An 18,087-nucleotide genomic window follows, 5' to 3' on the forward strand; every position below is an offset into this window, starting at 1 on the left:
CGAGAGCTTGATTTTTCTTGCGGTTTGCTGATAGCTGATGCGCCATCTCATAGTATGTCAGATTGTAGCGGTCGTCCTCCCATGCCTCCTTCTTCGCTGCCAGAGCATCGTTGTAGAGCTGCCTGCATGTCTCCAGCGTGTCCTCTAGCTTTTTGATCTGATCCTCAGTCGGATACAGCCGGAACTTGTAGGCAGATCTCATCTCGATCGTTGCTTCTCTATATTGCGTACGGGCTTACTCCGGCCTGAAGACCGGAGTTTGCGCCCTGTTACTCTCTATCAAGCGCACGGGCTATCTTGGATGCGATCGAATCCATCGATCTGAACCCGGGGGAGCGCATCTCAGTCCCATCAAGATATCTGTACAGCATGCTAAGCTCCGGGTCCACAGGAACAGATCCCAGGAACTCAACACCCATATCTCTGGCAGAGAGCTCACCATTTCCAGATCCGAATGCATCTATCCTCCCCCCGCAGTGCGGGCACACGAGACCGCTCATGTTCTCGACCATGCCTATTATGCGCACATTCATCTTCCTGAACATGTCGACAGATTTCTGCGTATCTAGAATGGCGACCTCCTGGGGTGTTGTGACGACCACAACTCCATCCAGATCCGGTATCAGCTGAACCAGGCTTATGGGCTCGTCGCTTGTTCCAGGCGGAAGATCCACGATCAGGTAGTCAAGATCCCCCCAGCAGACATCAGAGATGAACTGCTTTATTGCAGCCATCTTCATCGGCCCACGCCACACAACCGAGGTCCCGGATGTCGGAAGTATCAGAGCCATCGACACGACCTTGATGCTGCCAACGGTCGCAGGATGTATTCCATCAGGTCCAACTGTTAGATGGTCCTCCTCTATTCCCAGCAGCTTTGGTATGTTCGGTCCCGTTATATCCGCATCGAGCAAGCCGACAGTGTAACCCCTCTTCGCCAGCCAGATCGCGAGATACGCTGCCACAGTGCTTTTGCCCACACCCCCCTTGCCGCTTCCCACAAGCATCTTTCTTCTTATCCTCATCATGCGCTTCACTTCATCTGTGCAGGACCCGCGCGCATCACACCTGTCGCATGCCTTATCGCATTTGTCTTGCATGTCTCAGCCCTCTAAGCGGTGCTTCAAATACAGATGTGATCCGGATAAATCCCTTTGGATCATCGGTGCGCGCAGCGGAGGAGTGTTTGCCGTATTGTTTAAAAGCCCTGATCGCAGATCCTGCTCATTTTGTCTGAGGTTTGATGTGCGATGGCCTCTCTGCGCAAAAGCACTTGAATTAACTCAACGCAATATGCATCGAAAAGATATATTCATTTTTAAAATAATTTTTATAAAATATAATGGTGCATGCATCTTTACAATAGAAATGCGATGGTGATCGCCCTCTCTTTGTCACACCCCTAGAGAGGCTCATGCCTTGGATGCGCACCCTGGAAGCTCCACCGTCATTAGCACCCTGTCGGTCTCCTCGACCAGCCTCTCCTGCGTTACGCCGAGGATGCCCGCTAGGAGCGCTGCCCCTCCTGCGCCGACCCCCTCCTTCACGAAGCCCCTCGTGAACGCCTGGATCACGGGGATTCTGGATCTCTCAAGGCCGGGATCCACGACATAGTACGGCCATCCTGAATCCTCGACGATATCCCTGAAGCTGGCGCTTGGGTCGTCTGCAACATACTTCGTCGTGGCTATCGAGAAATCGCCCTCGATCCCAAGCCGCCTGGCCAGAAGCAGCACCGCAGCGAGCTGGGTTCCACCTGAGAGAACTACCCGCGTGGATGAGCCGATGCCTCTGAGAAGGCCTAAAGCGCATGGGATCATCGGATCTCCGAACTCCACGATCGCCCGCATGATGTCATCTCTGAATCCCCCTGGCTCTGCACCGCATCTCCTAAGGGCTTCCCTGACGATCTGCATCTTGAGCTCGATCGGATTCGCATCGAAGCTGCTGCTCACGCTCCCGTCGTATCCTATGGCGCGCAGCACTGCGAGAGCTGTGGTCGTGCCTCCGGCTATGGACTCTCCGATGAATATGCAGTCCGAGAGGGCCGATACCTTTCTTCCTAGCAGCGCGGCCCTCTCCATTATAAGAGGAGCCTCAGGCACGCCTGGAGCGTATCGTATATCTCCGCCCGCCGCGCCACCAAGCTCGACATACGGAACAGCGGGCTTCTTATCCAGACCGCTGGCAACGAAGAGCGCCGGCACACCGGTCATGCTCAGCGCAGCCCTTGTGATTATGCCTGGCGTCGGGCATCCGCCTGGCGTCTCCGGAAGCCCTGGCATTGTGACGATCCTGTTGAACTCGACAAGCTCAGCATCCGCGCCTGGTGTGTAGAAGGTGAGCTCAGGCGTTACGCCGGCTGCGCTCACTCCTGGGATCTTTCCCACATGCGTGTTTGAGATTATGCACATGAAGAGAGGCCGCGATGGCCTGAAGTCGAAATCCGGGTGTATCCATCTTGACATGAGTATACAGTCTGTTTGGGCATATATTAAATCAACGGTGGATTATTTAAATCAAATTTATTTGATCGCTGCTCAAGAGCAGCTTATCAAGAAGCGCCCATCTCGGGAACCATTTCCTCAGTATCCTATTCGGAGAGCTGGGTGCCTTCAGGAAGCTGTGGGTGCACACCCCGACCCGTCCATCTGATTTAACGGATGATTTGCGTTCTGCCTGAGACAGGCAGGTTTATAGGTGCATGCATAAGAGAATGGCATCGATGACAGAGCCCTTTGTCGAGACCGAGACGTGCAGAACAAAGTGCAGGTGGGTTGCTAAGGTATTTGGAGAATTCAACAGGCCCAGGACGACTGTGAGATCTCTCTTCTATTATGCTCTTCGCAGAGTTGAACCCGACTACCCGATATGCGGAGGGTTTGTGGGCGAGATACGGGTGACGAGGCAGTTTGATGAGAGCGATGCCAGCCGTCTGGTCAAGTGGGCCACGCTCGCATCTGAGCTGGGGTACATTCCACGGGATGCGCTTCTGAAAGAGGTACCAGGCATACATGTGCTCGCTCCCGATTACAGACCATCAGGAGCACATGCTGAGCTCTGGATAGATCGGTCTGCGCTCAACCCGCTGATCTGGCCGGTCTGCAACAGGTATGGAATAACCCTTGTATCGGTGAGCGGAGCACGGCTGGATGATGCCCTGCGGGATCCGCGCACTGGAGCAAGAGGGGGGGAGGCGCTTCTTCTCTGCATGGCAGATCTGAGCCCATCGGGTCTATCCTTCGTCCGCGCTCTGGAGGATGCTGTCTCCGGTTCAGGTATACGGTTGACACACATGGCCCTGACCCCAGAGCAGGTCGCGAGGCTGCACATCCCGATGGTCAGGGCTGATAAGAAAGCTGCCGACAAGCAGTACAGAGATCTTCTCAGGAGCGCCGGCCTCGATGGCAGGATGATGGCAGAGCTAGATGCGCTCGAGGCCTGCTACCCTGGAGGAATAGCTGGTTTTCTGGAGGGCCTGATCCGGGAGCATGTGATTAGCGCGCATATGTGATCCTCAGTTACACTGCGCCCTGTTACTCTCTATCACCACGAGGCTGGATCGAACTCGTTATCATCATCGTGCAGATTCGCGAATCCCGCCTCCACGATGATTCTGTTGAAGAGCCTTCTCAGATCCGGAGTCCCATCCGGGTTGGACAGGTATACGAGACACTCTGTTGTTCCACCGGGCTGGTAGCCTGTTACATTATCGATATCAAGAAAGACCTGCACGTTCAGAAGCCTCTCCATGGTGAACTCCTTTGAATGGACGCCATCTGCTGTGTAGACATCCGGCGCACGCACATCGGCGAGATGAACAAGGCCGAAACCATCCACCATGAACGTATCACCGCTCGATATGCTGCTCACCCTTCCGCTGGCCTCAAGAGGATGCGCAGCCGCCTGTGCGACCAGGAGCATCATGACGCATGGAATTAAGCATCTCATGAAAGGGGATTATCAGGATGACGATAAAAGCGTCTCGCATGAGATGTGATGCGCAGATCGGAGATGCTGGATCGGATCTCATGGTGCCCAGAGAACGTGGCTGGTGAAGCCACCTAAAAATGCATCAGAATTCGACTACAGCAGCGCCCCATGCAAATACACCATGTGACCAGCGAGAACGTCTGTATAATAAGACTGTCTCGAAGACGATCTCGAGAAGAGGCTTCAAGGTATGAAAGCGCGGCTCGGTCCCGGGTACTTCGCGAACACGACCCCACATTCTCCCGCGAAGCCCTTGCCTGAACCGATCAGCAGGCTGCAGACCCGAAAAACAGACAGGCATGAATACTATATTATAGTATCTATTATAATTATTTCTAATACTTATCTGAGATTCGTACTCATTTATCCACAAAAATTTACAAAAGATAACCTGCTCCAGGCTGGATCTCGAATCTGCGATTTCCTGCATGCGAGCTCTGAATGGGGATACACATAAGGAGGCAAAAGGTTATGGAATCTTCCCGCAGCGGATGCTTTACACAGCTAACGCATTTTTATCTGGCGTTCGCATCGTTTTCGTCCAAGCCGAATCATCAGCAGGAGGTCTTGCCAGACCAGGCGATGAGGTTCCGCTTTGCATGACTTATCGATCTGAATAGTTCTTCCAGAGCCTCATCATACAGAAGGTGGTTGTGATGAAGATCGCCATTATTGGTGCGGCCATGCTCCTGGGCATGTCCATGCTTCTGGTTTACATATGCCTGAGCTGCCTGTATTCCTGAAAGCCTGAGCAGCCTTATACCTTAACTGCACGGAGTGAGGCCAGCAGCTTCTGAAGGACATTGGATGGGATGTTTTGTTCGCCCTTTCCATCTGATAACTTGCTCGGAGAGATAGCGGTACTGCTATGCGCTCGCGTGGATTGAATGCGTGCTCTCAGCAACAGCCTTGCATGACCTCCGAGTTGATGGATGCACAAGAGCGGTTTTTGTTTTCCTGTGCTGTGTTGGATAAGTCATGAAAATCCGCAAGCAGAAGACGATTTTAGGAATACATGGAGAATAGACTGGAATCGATATCTTGAGACGTCATCACGGGAGGTTATCCAACACAGCATTTTCCTGCTGAATTCGTTCCCGGGGTATTCTGCGAGGCTGTTCGGTGATTCGAGAACGCGACATTCTTCATTGCGGCGTGGCCGAGGTTACACTTAATGCAGATATAATGCTATACAAAAAATTATTATACATCAAACTACAGAGATCATGATGTCGGACGCGAAGAGGTCTCCTGAATGAGGAAATCCGCTATTGTTCTTGTCATCATGGTGGTAATCATATGTCTTTACATCTGGGCACAAAGTAATGAAAAATTGAATACAGTTCTGCCTGTTGAGCGCCTTCTTGAGATCTCAAAGGGTGCTCTATCACATATCATGAGCCTGGCATGCGACCTTCTCTTAGAGCTCGCGAGAAGAGCAGGAGAGGCAATATCAGCGATCTCTCTGGATATCTTCAAAATTTTGGCCAAAATTGCATCAGACCTAGACACAAGGTTCCAATCCGTGCTTCACAGACCCATAATTTGATGATGGTATCATGTGGTCGGAGTGGCGATCTCTGGTATCCCCAGGCAATCGACTTCGTATCTTTCTGCGGTCTTGGCCGGTCCGTCAAACCCCAGGGATGAGGATTATAAAGAAGGGGGATAGATCCGCCCGTCCGGGAGTAGCAGTAACAGCGGTGACGAGCGGTTAAGCTAGTAGTAGCTGTACAGATATGAAGCCGTTAGCCATGCAGTGCGAAAGTATTCGGTGGCACCCTGAAATCAAATGCAGAGGGGCCTGAGATTCCATCGCCGTCGAGTACAGCCCCTTTGCGCATCGAGCCGCCACACCCTGGCGAAGTGCTGAGGAAACAGCCACCTCTGCTGATGAAATCCACTCAGCCGCTGCCAAACATCTCCATTATCTTCAGGTACTCCTTAAGCGTCTCCGGCGGCATGTGCGGTTTTATGTTCTGGTACGCCCTCTCAAAGTGATCCCTTTTCACCTGGATCTGCTCCAGCAGCAGTGACTCGCGCTTGATGCCGGGCTGGATCTTCTCCCGCAGGGCGAGCATGCCTGCCTCCCTGCAGATCATCTCTATGTCCGCGCCGGTGTATCCCTCTGTTCTGGCAGCGAGATCATCGATATCAACATCATCTGCCACCGGCATCCTTCTCATGTATATCTCGAATATCTTCTTTCGCGCAGCCAGATCCGGCATCGGTATGTATATCATCCTGTCGAACCTGCCGGGCCGCAGGAGCGACGGGTCTATCAGATCCGGCCTGTTTGTGGCCGCGAGGACGACGACGTCCTTCAGCTCGACGAGACCATCGAGCTCTGTTAGCAGCTGGCTCACGACCCTTTCCGTGACGTGAGAGTCCCTGCCAGAATCCCTCGCGGGAACTATCGAATCTATCTCATCGAAGAATATCAGCGCAGGTGCTGCCTGCTTTGCCTTCCTGAACACCTCACGGACAGCACGCTCCGACTCGCCCACCCACTTGCTCATGAGCTCCGGCCCCTTTATGCTTATGAAGTTGAGCTGGGACTCAGTTGCGACCGCCCTGGCGATCATGGTCTTTCCTGTGCCCGGAGGGCCGTAGAGGAGAACCCCTCTGGGAGGTCTTATGCCAACAGCCTCGAAGGCCTCAGGGTACATTATCGGCCACTCCACAGCCTCCCTCAGTGCCTGCTTCGCCTCCTCCAGGCCGCCAATGTCAGACCAGTGAACCTCGGGGATCTCCACAAGAACCTCGCGCATCGCGCTCGGCTCGATCTTCTTCATTGCAGCGAGGAAATCATCGCGGCTCACCTTAAGCTGATCCAGGATCTCGGGCGGGATCTCCTCCTCGACATCAATATCTGGAAGTATCCGGCTTATTGTGTGCATCGCAGCCTCCTTGCAGAGGGATGCGAGGTCTGCACCAACAAATCCATGCGTCATCTCAGCGATCTCGCTCAGATCCAGGGACTCCTCGAGAGGCATTCCTCTCGTGTGCACGTAGAGGATCTCCAGCCTGCCGCTTTTATTGGGTATCCCTATCTCGACCTCTCTGTCGAACCTGCCGCCGCGCCGCAGAGCAGGGTCGAGGGCGTTCGGACGGTTTGTCGCAGCGATCACTATCACCTCCCCCCTGGATGTGAGACCATCCATGAGCGAGAGGAGCTGTGCAACAACCCTCCTCTCGAGATCTCCCACGACCTCCTCCCTCTTAGGGGCTATCGAGTCTATCTCGTCGATGAAGATTATCGATGGCGCGCTCTTCTGCGCATCCTCGAAGATCTGCCTTAGCCGCTGCTCGCTCTCTCCGTAGTACCTGGACATTATCTCCGGCCCGGATATGGCTGTGAAGGTCGCGTCGGTCTCGCTTGCCACCGCCCTGGCGATGAGAGTCTTGCCGGTGCCTGGAGGCCCGTGAAGCAACACTCCTTTTGGAGGCGTTATGCCGAGCTTCTGGAATACCTCCGGATGTCTGAGGGGCAGCTCAACCATCTCACGTATCGCTCTTATCTCCCTGCTCAGGCCGCCGATATCCTCGTAGGTTACATCCCTGAACTGGAACCCCTCGATCTGCTCGCTTGTTATGTTTATGACCGTGTCTCTTGTTATGACGACAGGACCTGCAGGGGTTGTGCTCACAACCACCATTATCAGGGAGTTTGTGATCATCTCTATCCTTATCTGCTCCCCCTTTGTGACCGGTCGTCCCTCCAGGATCCTCAGGAGATACTGCGGTCCGCCTATCAGCCTTATGCTTCTGGTCGGAGCTAGCAGCACCCTTCTTGCAGGTTTCACCTCAGTGCGTCTTACGGAGACCCTGTCGTCTATTCCCACCCCGAGATTTGATCTCAGGTTTCCGTCGATTCTTATTATGTCAGGTGCATCGCCTGGGTTTCCGGGCCATGCCAGTGCGCATACCTTGTTCCTGCCCTGTATCTCAACAACGTCGCCGTTCTTCAGGCCCAGCCTGTTGATGATATCCAGGCTGATTCTGGCTATGCTCTTACCCGCATCCCTGTGGTATGCTTCTGCCACTCTGAGAACTATCTGATCATTCATCGGCGATCTTCCTCACGGATTCAAATGCTCCAGGAGCCATTCTCGAAGCGCACCAGCCCTCTCGACTCAAGCCTTGCGAGCGACTCTCTCACGAGCGGTGCTGGCATCTTTAGCCGTTCGGCGAGCTTCTCCTCTGTGGAGCTGCCTGACAGGAGAGAGAAGAGCAGCTCCGCCTCGATCTCATCGGTCGCACACTCCTCTATCGCTCTCATCGCCCTCTGGCGCAGCTCCAGCTCCCTGTTTGCCACATCTGCCATCATCATTCTGAGCCTGTCCATCTCGGCCGCGAGCGCCGAGAGCTCCTTGTGTATCGCTCTGAGATCGCGGCAGTCCGACTCCCTCTCCACTGATGGACCGGAGAGCGCATACGCTCTAACCCCATATGAGTGCGACGCCAGCGCAACCTCCAGAACGAGATTTCTCGCCAGCCGGAAATACTTGCGCCTCCTATCATCCCTGTAGCACTCGATCAGCCCGGCTGCCTCCAGAACACCAAGATGATCTATCACAGCCTTCGGTCCGACATCGAGCCTCTTGGCTATCTCGTTGAAGTAGAATGGCCGGAACGAGAGGAGCTGAAGTATGCGCCTCCTGTTCTCATTCCCCAGAACATCAAGCAGCTCGACCGGATCCAAGCCGAACACCCTACCGCGAAATCATAACTGATGGTTAGTAACAAAAAGTTAGATATAAGTGTTTTGGTTGACCGGTATCACGGAGATCGATTGCATATAGCACTGCAGGATTATGACATCGAGGGCTGCGGTCCATTTCGAGCCATGTTATTACCAACATGCCACTCGCTGATCCCGGTCCACAATCGGTATTACATCAGAGGCTCGTCTGGTCGAATCGTCGGAGAGGAGAACCTGATGGATCCAGCCATCTGCTGTTTACTTCGCCTCATTCTGAAAGGTTATCGATCCGCTGAATCACAGGAAGGAGCCACATCAGAGAAACTCCTGTGTGCTCCTGAGTGTGGAGTCCTGAGCCAAAGGCTTATTTATGGACGCATCCGATTCTGTGGCCGGCAGTGACAATTCTCTGGAATCGGCAGATGTGGTTTGGAGATGCTTATAATAGGTATAGATGACACGGACTCCGAGAGGGGCTTCTGCACGACATATCTCGCCGCGGTTCTCATAGAAAGGCTCAGGGCGAGCGGGCATCATGTTTGCACACCAAAGCTTGTGCGCCTCAATCCGTGTGCGAGATACAAGACCAGGGGAAATGCAGCCATCGCCATACCCGTGGAGGCAGAGGACCCTGAGAGGATCGGGCAGATCGCCCTGGACACTCTCCTGGAGCTCTCGGATCTCTCTGGAACAAACACGAACCCTGGGCTCGTGATTGCAGAGAGGGTCACTGAAGAGATGAGGCGTTTCTACAGAAGGGCGGTCACGGAGATCCTGGAGATCGAGGAGGCGAAGGGGATACTTACATCCGAGGGCATATGGCATCGCGGCTTCAAGAATCAGAGGGGTCTCATAGGCGCGCTCGCAGCCGTCGGATCCGAGTTCGATGACTCCACATACGAGCTAATAGCCTACAGGCGTAGAGAGCTCTGGGGGACGCCGAGAATCCTCGATGAGGGTTCGATATGGGAGGCGGATAGAGCGACGTATCCTGCAACCTGGGATACTGTGGACTACTCGAACAGGCGCATAGTCTTCTCCCCTCACTCGCCCGATCCGGTGCTCTTCGGGATTCGCGGTGACGATCCCGATGCGATAAGAAGAGCTTTCAGCATGATAAGATCCGAGGCGCCTGAGAGGTCTGTGATGTACGTCACAAACCAGGGGACGGATGCGCACATCATAGATATGAGGGGCCGCGATGCATGTCTCCGTGATGACAGGAGCTACAGGCTGCGCGGCAGTGTTGCCGGGGAGCCGCGAGCGATCGAGGGCGGGCACGTCTTCTTCCCCCTTGATCTGGGTGAGCGGAAAATTGAGTGCGCCGCGTTCGAGCCGACGAAATGCTTCAGAAAGATCGTCAGATCGCTGATTCCTGGAGATCTGATAGAGGTCTACGGCTCCATGAAGTCCGGCACGCTTAACCTGGAGAAGATCGATATAATCTCTCTGGAGAAGCAAAGGAGATCGAGGCCGCCACTTTGCGCATGCGGCAGGCGCATGGAGTCTGCCGGAGCCGGCCAGGGATACAGGTGCAGGAGGTGCAGGACGAGATCCATGGAGCCTGAGGTCGTGGATCTCCCAAGGGATATCGAGGAGGGTCTCTACGAGGTCCCGCCGTCTGCAAGAAGACATCTCGCCAAGCCGCTCGTGAGGATGCGCGACCCGAGAGCTCATCCGAGCAGGTAATCACTCCTCAGCGCGACTTTCTTTGTCTTCATAGAAACTCCTGGGCGCGGTCGTGTGCTCGAATAGCTGAGCAGGCTGTCAGGAATCGGTGCATACCGGCATAATGCACAGAACCGCATGCATCTGGACTCAATGGCACAAGTACGCGAGCATGGATGCATGGGTGGCGGCAACTCCGTTCATCAGCCCCGTGTATTTGACGGGTCAATCGCTTCTGGCTGGAAGGAGTTTGCCATTCGTGCCCCCTGCAGCTCTACGATATGGTGAGCTTGAGACCACCCAGATCATATCGCTCCGAACTCAGGAAAGTCATAGATCTGGGTTATCTCGTAGCCTCTGGATTTCAGCCTGGCGCAGAGAAGCTCAGCTCGTTCCAGCACGATTTTGACCATGTGAAGACGCACAGGGAGCGATGAGATTGTGCTCTGGCTTATCCCCCTCTGCCTGAGCACGTCGCTGTACTCATCGCTGCCCATCTCGACAAAGCATGCCCGTCCGGAGAGCTGTATACCCGCAACATCCCTCATGCTCTCATACGGATCGTAGACCGCAACTGAGACCCTGCTGTTCAGCATTATGTTCGCGAACTTCTCCCCTCCCTCGCTCAGAAAGTAGATTGCGCCATTCCTGTAGAGGTACTCAAGAGGCGTCGCCCTGACCCTTGAACCATAACCTGTTGCAAGTGTGCATGTGCTGTGAGATGCCAGAAACGCATCTATCAGCCTCCGGAGTTCGTTTATTGGCATTCTGGGCGAGATCATGTCTCTCGCTCTCTTTATCTCCAGCCCGAACTCGACAACCTCCTCCCTGACCAGCGTGTCTATGTCCTGGAAGAGAAAGCCCTTCCTCTTGCAGAACGACTCCATTCCAAGGAGATCGTTCGAGCTGAGCCTCTCGATGCACATCCTCCCGCCGAGGGCCCTCGAGAGAAATACGCTGTCTCCGATCATCTTTTTTAGACTTTCCAGGTTTGTCTCCCCATCCTTCCTGTCTATGGATGTGGTGAAGAGCGCGATTCTCTTTTCGCGCAACCAGCTCAGGTTCTCCCTCACAAAGTTCCACAGGTTCGGGCTGACAACACCCTTGTACACGGGCGCGCCCAGAACGAAGAGATCGAACCTCCTGTGCTCCGGCTGGATCTCGCCGACCCTAACAGCATCAGAGGGGCCGAGTATCAGCGAGAGCGTCCGTGCGACCTCCTCGGTCGAGCCGTATCTGCTATCATAAACTACAAGAGTCCGGATCATCCCATGAAGTATTGATCTGTCGCTTTTTAACACCTTCCTTGCGTGCGATAGAACAGGATACGAATATTCTCACCATCATGAGGGTCCCTGAATTACTGATCAAACGAAATCGCTACCATCCAAACCGGTCACTCATAAGATACCCTGCTGAGAATGCGATTTACCCAAAAGTATTGAGCATGTTCGATAAAGAGCAGCAGGGCCAAACTCCGGTCTTCAGGCCGGAGATAAGGTCAACAAAAATAAGTGGATGTGAGGTGGTCTCACATCATCCCAGGTGGAAATCCTCCCATTCCACCCATTCCACCCATTCCGCCCTGCTGCATCTGGCCCTCCTTCTCCTCGCCCTCCTCCTTCTTCTTGGCGGCGATCACATCGTCTATTCTGAGTATGAGGTTTGCTGCATCTGTTGCGGAGTATATCGCCTGGACCTTGACCCTGAGGGGCTCGACGACCCCGATATCCCACATGTCCACGATCTCTCCGGTGTATGCGTTGAGCCCGTATGTGCTGCCGAACTTTTCGTGCTTGCTTCTCAGAGCGACCATCTTGTCTATCGGATTAAACCCGGCGTTCTCTGCGAGCGTCTTTGGCACAACCTCTATCGCCTCGGCGAACTTCTCGACCGCGAGCTGCTCTCGGCCCTTCAGGGAGGCAGCATACTGTCTCAGCCTTATGCTCACAGCAGTCTCGGGTGCGCCGCCTCCGGCCAGCAGCTTGCCGCTCTCGATCGCTGTGGCAACGGCGTGGAGAGCATCATCCAGCGCCCTCTCAAGGCTGTCGACGACCTGCTGTGTTCCACCGCGGAGTATCAGTGACAGGTATCCGGGATTCCTGCATCCTGTGACAAAGGTCATGGGTCCTGCGCCCACAATCCTCTCCTCGACGAGAGCCGCCTCGCCGAGATCCTCGGGCTTCAGCTCATCAAGATTCGTTATGAGCCTGCCTCCTGTGGCGCGCGATAGCTTCTCAAGATCGCTCTTTCTCATCCTCCGGTACGCCATGATACCCGCTTTGGCAAGGAAGTGCTGTGCTAGATCGTCGATGCCCTTCTGGCAGAAGACCACATTGGCGCCGCTTCTTATCACCTTATCCACGACCTTCCTGATCTCCTCCTTCTCATGATCCATGAAGAGCTGGAACTGATCGCCAGATGTGATCGAAATCTCTGCCTTCGTCTCTGTGTCCCTTCTCTCGATCGGGACGTTCAGCAGCGCGATCCTCGCATTCTCCACCCTTGTCGGCATGTTCTGGTGGACCCTCTCCTTGTCTATGATCACACCCTGGACGAGCTCAGAGTCCTCGATCCCGCCGCCAACTCTCTTCTCGACCATCACATTGTCAAGATCGACAACGGTCTTCCCGTTGAACTTGTCAACTGTGGAGAGCACGAGATCGACAGCGTACCTGGCGACCTTGTGGCTCGGTGTCTCGGCGAGCTTTCCGGTCATCGCGGTTATGGCAACCTTCTCCAGAAGCTCCCTGTCCTTCTCCGAGACGTCTCTTGCTATGCTGTTCAGAAACTCCACAGCCTTTCCTGCTGCCAGGCTGTAGCCTCGTGCGATCACCGTGGGATGCAGACCCTTCTCCATGAGCTCCCTTGCATGCTTCAGCAGCTCGCCTATCAGTATGGCCACTGTTGTGGTGCCATCTCCGACCTCCTTGTCCTGGGTCTTAGATGCCTCCACGACCATCTTGGCAGCTGGATGCTGGACCTCCATCTCCCTGAGTATTGTGACCCCATCATTGGTTATCGTGACATCCCCAAGCGCATCAACAAGAAGCTTGTCCATGCCCTTCGGCCCCAGGGTTGTCTTCACGGCATTTGCGACCGCACGTGCGGCCATTATGTTGTTCTCAATCGCCTCCCTGCCAGACTCCCTCTGGGTGCCCTCCTTGAGTATGATTACCGGTACTCCTCCTAACGCAGCCATAAGCTCGCCTCCACTATCGCAGGATCACAGTATTTGATCTTCTATAAAAGAATTTCCAAGCGGCTTTGCTTTGTGGAGTCCCGAAATTATTTCGCGTCTCATCTAACTCCGGCGTCACAGTCCGGAATATGAAGCCAACCGGGCGAAGGTTCCTAGGTTCTTAGTCAAGACCGCAAAGGTGTGGCCACGAAAGGGATTGCGCGGGAGCTGAGGGTATCACAAAGAATGGTTCAGCAATCCAGGCAGTATCGTCGAAAGCCATAAGTATTAATGGTGCAAAACCTTCTGTGTGAGTGGGGTTATGATAAAAAGATGCATGCTTGTAGCTTTGACGTTGGCGATTTTAGCTCTGCCGTGCCTGGCGGAGGAGATAAAACTGGAGTACGACTGGCTGTCTCCCTGGTACAACCCGTTTCTGACGCACAGCTACCGCTGGGAGTACAGCTGGGTTTATCCGGTAGACCGTTTGCCTTACAGTCCATATTACAGATACAGCCCCTGGACATACTACCCAGTGTATGGCTACCCTGCCTACTCGTATCTCGTTAAGACGACATTTGATCCAGCAGACTTCGGCATCGATCCATGGTGGGACGTAAACGTTTACGGGCTCAGGGGCATGACGTTCTACTACACGACACCACCGACGTTCTTCTATTCGCGCGGCGGATACACGATGCGGTGAATCCTGAAGAGATAGCGATCGATCTGCTGTGCCAGCCGCAGTGTTAGCAGGCGGTGGGATCCAAGATGCCTCCGGCAGCAATCCTCGTGGCTTTTCAGGCCCGGCGGGGAGCTCGTATCACTATGAGTGCACCATCATCGCGTTACCCATTCGTCGGTCGTCTGCCAGAATAGCTGAACAGGCTCTCAGGGGTCAGCGTGCACCTGCATAATGCTGCACCAGCCCCACGTGATTGCATATCTCTGATTTCATGATACGAGTGCACGACTCATTCGTCGAATCGAATGGTAGAAGTATCATGAGGCTCCCAGATCCGGCAGGAAGTTCATGCAGCGGCTGAAAATATTATTAATATTATTATCATTTGATTTAACTTTCGATGGAAAACTATATATCCTTATTACTGAAGTAAATTTATTCGTGGAAGCAAAAGACGCTCTTGAGGAAGTATCGCCGGAGGGTCTCGGCCAGGCCCTTCGAAGGCTGAGAAGGATGCTGCAGGCTGCTCACAGAAGCTCGATAGATGTCAAGAACAGCTATGACTTCTACGTCCTGGCATTCAAGGAGATGAGCAAGGACAACTACGCGGATGCTTTCCTATACTACGACAGGGCGAAGTATGAGCTGACCAGCGCGATCAACGAGGCAAAGCACAACATACGCGGACTGCGCATTCACAGCTCCAGGACTGTATCTTTCTTCTTCAAGCTCTACGGCCTTTACGCGGTGCTCTACGGAGTGCTCTCTGCCATGATCTTCGGAGCGCTGATATACGGCTACTCTGATATCAGGATTCTGGGGGTACCGCTGTGGAGCTCCTTCTTTGCCGGACTCGGCTCGTCTTCCCAGATACTCACAGGGGTTGTGGACGATCTCCGGAGAGAGGGAATGGTGGTCAGGTACAAGCGGATCTGGTACACGACGATACCGCTTCTCAGCATGATATTCGGCTACATGGCGTACCTGCTCTTCAGCAGCGGCCTCATCGCATTCAATGTTAAATCCGATGACACCGTCTTCTCGACAATGCTAGTATGCTTCCTCACGGGATTCATGACCAACTGGCTGATCAACAGGCTCTCGAGCCTGTCCGAGAACATGTGATATACATAAATAAAATATAAATACAATGTATATCATTTAACCTAAAATAAATTATTATGATTGTTGAACTTGTCTCGTGGTTTTGTGCCTGAATTGATGGTCTTTCGTGAGCTTGAATCATTGAGACCTGCAACCATCATCCATCCGGCTGATTCTGAGTCTCGTTCTTGGATGCCGATTCCACCATAAGCATTCAGTAATCCAAGCTCCCAACACGATGAGCAGCCTGTTAGGGGTCGGTATTCACTGACATCATGATGTGCGGCATGTGGTTGGTCCTGATGATACGGATGCATGATCCGGTCGATAACAGCTCACAAACCACCATCTGAGATATCGAAGCTGGTGAGCGGTGATCAAAAAGGAGCATGGCCGAATGCCAATTGTCCAGGGAGCACAGAGCAACGGCATCCACAAGGCATGGCTGATGGCAAGCTTTAAAGCCTGGAGGGTATGATTAGAGGCCATGCGCATAATAGCGATATCGGCTCTGCTCATGCTTTTTGTGCTCGCCGGGGCCGCTAATGCTGGCTGCCCCACAGGGACAGGCGGCGTGAACTGGCTTGGTGGTTATGATATAGGATCAGACACAGGCACACCAGTCGGCTTTGAGAGGCCGAACATGGGCATGCCGAAACCCGTAACAAAGCCAGACATGTCGATGCCTGAGCCAGGTCCGGTCAAGACGACCAGCGCGACGGGCAATGCTTCTGCGGCAAATGAGAGCAACACGACCGCAGAGAGCACCAGTGCTGTGGAACAGCGGGCGCAGATCAACCTGAGCGGGAGCTGGAGCATGAACCTCTCCGACGGCAGACATGTGGAGCTTCTGCTGTATCCTGTTGGCACGGTCTTTTACGGTACAGGCAGCCTGTTTGAGGGGAACTCGACGATCCCGCTCAAGGCCAGGGGCTCGGTAGGAGAGGATGTGCGCCTCGACCTGATCCAGGTGTTCGACGGCGAGAAGTACAGGGAGAATGTGCTCTACAAGCTGACCCTGGTGCAGGAGAACAACACGATCACAGGAAGCTATAGCAGGTTCGGCACCAATGGAGATGCAGCTCTTGTGACCGGCACCGGCACCGTCATGGACGTAGTGCACTCGTGATATCAATCCATTTGATCGACCCTTTTTATTAGCGATCTGCCGCTCATCGAGCTGGGCTTCTCTATGCCAAGCAGCTCGAGCATCGTGGGCGCGACATCCGCGAGGATCCCGTCATCCCTGAGCCCACTGACATCATCGCAGCCGGCCAGGATGAAGGGCACCCTGTTGGTCGTGTGCGCTGTGTGCGGCTCTCCTGTGCTTTTCTCCAGCATCTTCTCCGCGTTCCCGTGATCTGAGGTTATGAGAGCAACCCCGCCTCTGGAGAGAACCTCATCGACGACAGTGCCGACGCCGCGATCGACAGCCTCAACGGCACGCACAGCCGCCTCGTATATACCGGTGTGCCCGACCATGTCAGGGTTGGCGTAGTTCATGATCACAACATCATATCCCCCTGACCTGATGCGCTCCACAACCGTGGACGTGACCTCCGGCGCAGACATCTCTGGCTTCAGATCATACGTCGGTATCTTAGGAGATGGTATCAGGATTCTGTCCTCGCCGGTAAACGGCTCTTCTCTCCCTCCATTGAAGAAGTATGTGACATGCGCGTACTTCTCCGTCTCTGCTATCCTGAGCTGTCTGAGGCCGGCCCTGCTCAGGACCTCGCCGAGAGTCTCCTTCAGGTACTCAGGAGGAAATGCGACCGGAGCGTCGATGCTCTCATCGTACTGTGTCATGCAGACGAAAAACGGTCTGAGATACATGCGTTTGAACTCCCTGAAATCCGGCTGCACAAAAGCTCTGGTTATCTGGCGGGCGCGATCGGGCCTGAAGTTGAAGAAGATCATGCTGTCCCCCTCCCGGACGAGCCCCTGCGGATCGATCACGGTTGGTTTGAGAAACTCATCGGTCTCGCCCCGCTCATAGCCCATGCGAACCGCCTCCTCTGCGGTGGCTGCCTGGATCCCCACACCCTCGGTCATGGCCCTGTACGCAGCCTCGGTCCGATCCCATCGCTTATCCCTGTCCATCGCATAGTAGCGCCCGGATATGGTGGCGATTCTCCCGATGCCGATCCGGGCGAGCTTCTCCTCGAGCTGTGATACGTAGATCTGAGCGCTCCTCGGTGGAACGTCCCTGCCATCGAGTATGGGGTGCACATAAACCCTCTCGACCCCGAGCTCCTTTGCCATGTCTAGGAGCGCGAAGAGGTGTGTGATGTGGCTGTGAACGCCGCCATCCGAGAGCAGGCCCATCAGGTGCAGGTTTCTCCCCGAGTCCCTCGCAGTCACCATCGCATCGACGAGCTGCCTCACATCCCTCAGCCTGTTCTGCTCGATGGCTAGGCTTATGCGCGTGTAATCCTGGTAGACTATTCTTCCTGCGCCCAGGTTCAGGTGACCCACCTCAGAGTTTCCCATCTGCCCTCTGGGGAGCCCCACATCGAGCCCTGATGCGCCAAGGGATGTGTGAGGGTAGAGGGATTTGAGCCTGTCCAGGTTTGGCTTATGGGCGCCTGCAACTGCATTTCCCTCTTTCTCCTCGGAGAGCCCATAGCCGTCCATTATTATAAGAACCACCGGCCTCATGATGCCAGCTGGGTTGTTCCCAGGCTTTTTAGTGGTTGCGGGCGGGATATGGGCGTACTCTACAGTTCAGCACAAAGGTTATCTTCAAAA

The 18,087-nt window shown here is 54.3% G+C and carries 15 protein-coding genes; 6 read left to right on the top strand and 9 right to left on the bottom strand.

Going from position 1 to position 18,087, the window contains the following annotated elements; genetic code table 11:
- The 3 genes from QFX31_RS02960 to cobT all read right to left on the bottom strand — a co-directional run.
- The coding region (locus QFX31_RS02960) for a helix-turn-helix domain-containing protein (protein ID WP_348530654.1) at positions 1 to 202 on the bottom strand (202 nt) is incomplete at its 3' end.
- Positions 203 to 269: 67 nt separating this feature from the next.
- The gene (locus tag QFX31_RS02965; protein ID WP_348530655.1) at positions 270 to 1,100 is read right to left on the bottom strand and encodes an Mrp/NBP35 family ATP-binding protein; all 831 of its coding nucleotides are present in this window, start codon (positions 1,098 to 1,100) and stop codon (positions 270 to 272) included.
- A gap of 312 nt (positions 1,101 to 1,412) precedes the next feature.
- Positions 1,413 to 2,468: a nicotinate mononucleotide-dependent phosphoribosyltransferase CobT gene (gene cobT, locus QFX31_RS02970; protein WP_348530656.1), complete on the bottom strand. Its 1,056-nt coding sequence runs from the start codon at positions 2,466 to 2,468 to the stop codon at positions 1,413 to 1,415.
- Between the two features lie 257 nt (positions 2,469 to 2,725).
- Here cobT and QFX31_RS02975 point away from each other — a divergent pair, with 257 nt between their 5' ends.
- Positions 2,726 to 3,514: a hypothetical protein gene (locus QFX31_RS02975; RefSeq protein ID WP_348530657.1), complete on the top strand. Its 789-nt coding sequence runs from the start codon at positions 2,726 to 2,728 to the stop codon at positions 3,512 to 3,514.
- 32 nt (positions 3,515 to 3,546) lie between these two features.
- On the opposite strand, the gene QFX31_RS02980 is transcribed toward QFX31_RS02975, so the two are convergent.
- Entirely contained in the window at positions 3,547 to 3,951 is a 405-nt protein-coding gene (locus tag QFX31_RS02980) for a hypothetical protein (protein WP_348530658.1), read from the bottom strand.
- A gap of 1,297 nt (positions 3,952 to 5,248) precedes the next feature.
- On the opposite strand from QFX31_RS02980, the gene QFX31_RS02985 reads away from it, so the two are divergent.
- Positions 5,249 to 5,542 carry a hypothetical protein gene (locus QFX31_RS02985; RefSeq protein WP_348530659.1) on the top strand — a complete coding sequence of 98 codons (294 nt, stop codon included), beginning with the start codon at positions 5,249 to 5,251 and terminating at the stop codon, positions 5,540 to 5,542.
- Between the two features lie 355 nt (positions 5,543 to 5,897).
- Here QFX31_RS02985 and QFX31_RS02990 read toward each other — a convergent pair whose 3' ends face one another.
- Positions 5,898 to 8,063, bottom strand: coding sequence for a CDC48 family AAA ATPase (locus QFX31_RS02990; RefSeq protein ID WP_348530660.1), 2,166 nt, complete (start codon positions 8,061 to 8,063; stop codon positions 5,898 to 5,900).
- A 20-nt stretch (positions 8,064 to 8,083) separates the two neighbouring features.
- A complete protein-coding gene (locus tag QFX31_RS02995; RefSeq protein WP_348530661.1) occupies positions 8,084 to 8,698 on the bottom strand; it encodes an ArsR family transcriptional regulator in 615 nt (204 codons plus the stop codon).
- 435 nt (positions 8,699 to 9,133) lie between these two features.
- Here QFX31_RS02995 and QFX31_RS03000 point away from each other — a divergent pair, with 435 nt between their 5' ends.
- Positions 9,134 to 10,387, top strand: a complete 1,254-nt coding sequence (locus tag QFX31_RS03000) for a tRNA(Ile)(2)-agmatinylcytidine synthase (RefSeq protein WP_348530662.1) — start codon at positions 9,134 to 9,136, stop codon at positions 10,385 to 10,387.
- 284 nt (positions 10,388 to 10,671) lie between these two features.
- Here QFX31_RS03000 and QFX31_RS03005 read toward each other — a convergent pair whose 3' ends face one another.
- The gene (locus QFX31_RS03005) at positions 10,672 to 11,634 is read right to left on the bottom strand and encodes a flavodoxin domain-containing protein (protein WP_348530663.1); all 963 of its coding nucleotides are present in this window, start codon (positions 11,632 to 11,634) and stop codon (positions 10,672 to 10,674) included.
- Positions 11,635 to 11,897: 263 nt separating this feature from the next.
- Positions 11,898 to 13,568 carry a thermosome subunit beta gene (thsB, locus tag QFX31_RS03010; protein ID WP_348530664.1) on the bottom strand — a complete coding sequence of 557 codons (1,671 nt, stop codon included), beginning with the start codon at positions 13,566 to 13,568 and terminating at the stop codon, positions 11,898 to 11,900.
- Positions 13,569 to 13,902: 334 nt separating this feature from the next.
- Between thsB and QFX31_RS03015 the strand changes: the two genes are divergently transcribed.
- The 3 genes from QFX31_RS03015 to QFX31_RS03025 all read left to right on the top strand — a co-directional run bounded on the left by QFX31_RS03015 (position 13,903) and on the right by QFX31_RS03025 (position 16,465).
- Positions 13,903 to 14,253 carry a hypothetical protein gene (locus tag QFX31_RS03015; protein ID WP_348530665.1) on the top strand — a complete coding sequence of 117 codons (351 nt, stop codon included), beginning with the start codon at positions 13,903 to 13,905 and terminating at the stop codon, positions 14,251 to 14,253.
- A 420-nt stretch (positions 14,254 to 14,673) separates the two neighbouring features.
- Positions 14,674 to 15,357 carry a hypothetical protein gene (locus QFX31_RS03020; protein WP_348530666.1) on the top strand — a complete coding sequence of 228 codons (684 nt, stop codon included), beginning with the start codon at positions 14,674 to 14,676 and terminating at the stop codon, positions 15,355 to 15,357.
- A gap of 466 nt (positions 15,358 to 15,823) precedes the next feature.
- Positions 15,824 to 16,465 carry a hypothetical protein gene (locus tag QFX31_RS03025; protein ID WP_348530667.1) on the top strand — a complete coding sequence of 214 codons (642 nt, stop codon included), beginning with the start codon at positions 15,824 to 15,826 and terminating at the stop codon, positions 16,463 to 16,465.
- Positions 16,466 to 16,467: 2 nt separating this feature from the next.
- Here QFX31_RS03025 and gpmI read toward each other — a convergent pair whose 3' ends face one another.
- The gene (gene gpmI, locus QFX31_RS03030) at positions 16,468 to 17,997 is read right to left on the bottom strand and encodes a 2,3-bisphosphoglycerate-independent phosphoglycerate mutase (protein ID WP_348530668.1); all 1,530 of its coding nucleotides are present in this window, start codon (positions 17,995 to 17,997) and stop codon (positions 16,468 to 16,470) included.
- Positions 17,998 to 18,087: the final 90 nt, after the last annotated feature.

It is taken from the genome of Methanothrix sp., assembly GCF_030055635.1.
Classification (GTDB): Archaea; Halobacteriota; Methanosarcinia; order Methanotrichales; family Methanotrichaceae; genus Methanothrix_B.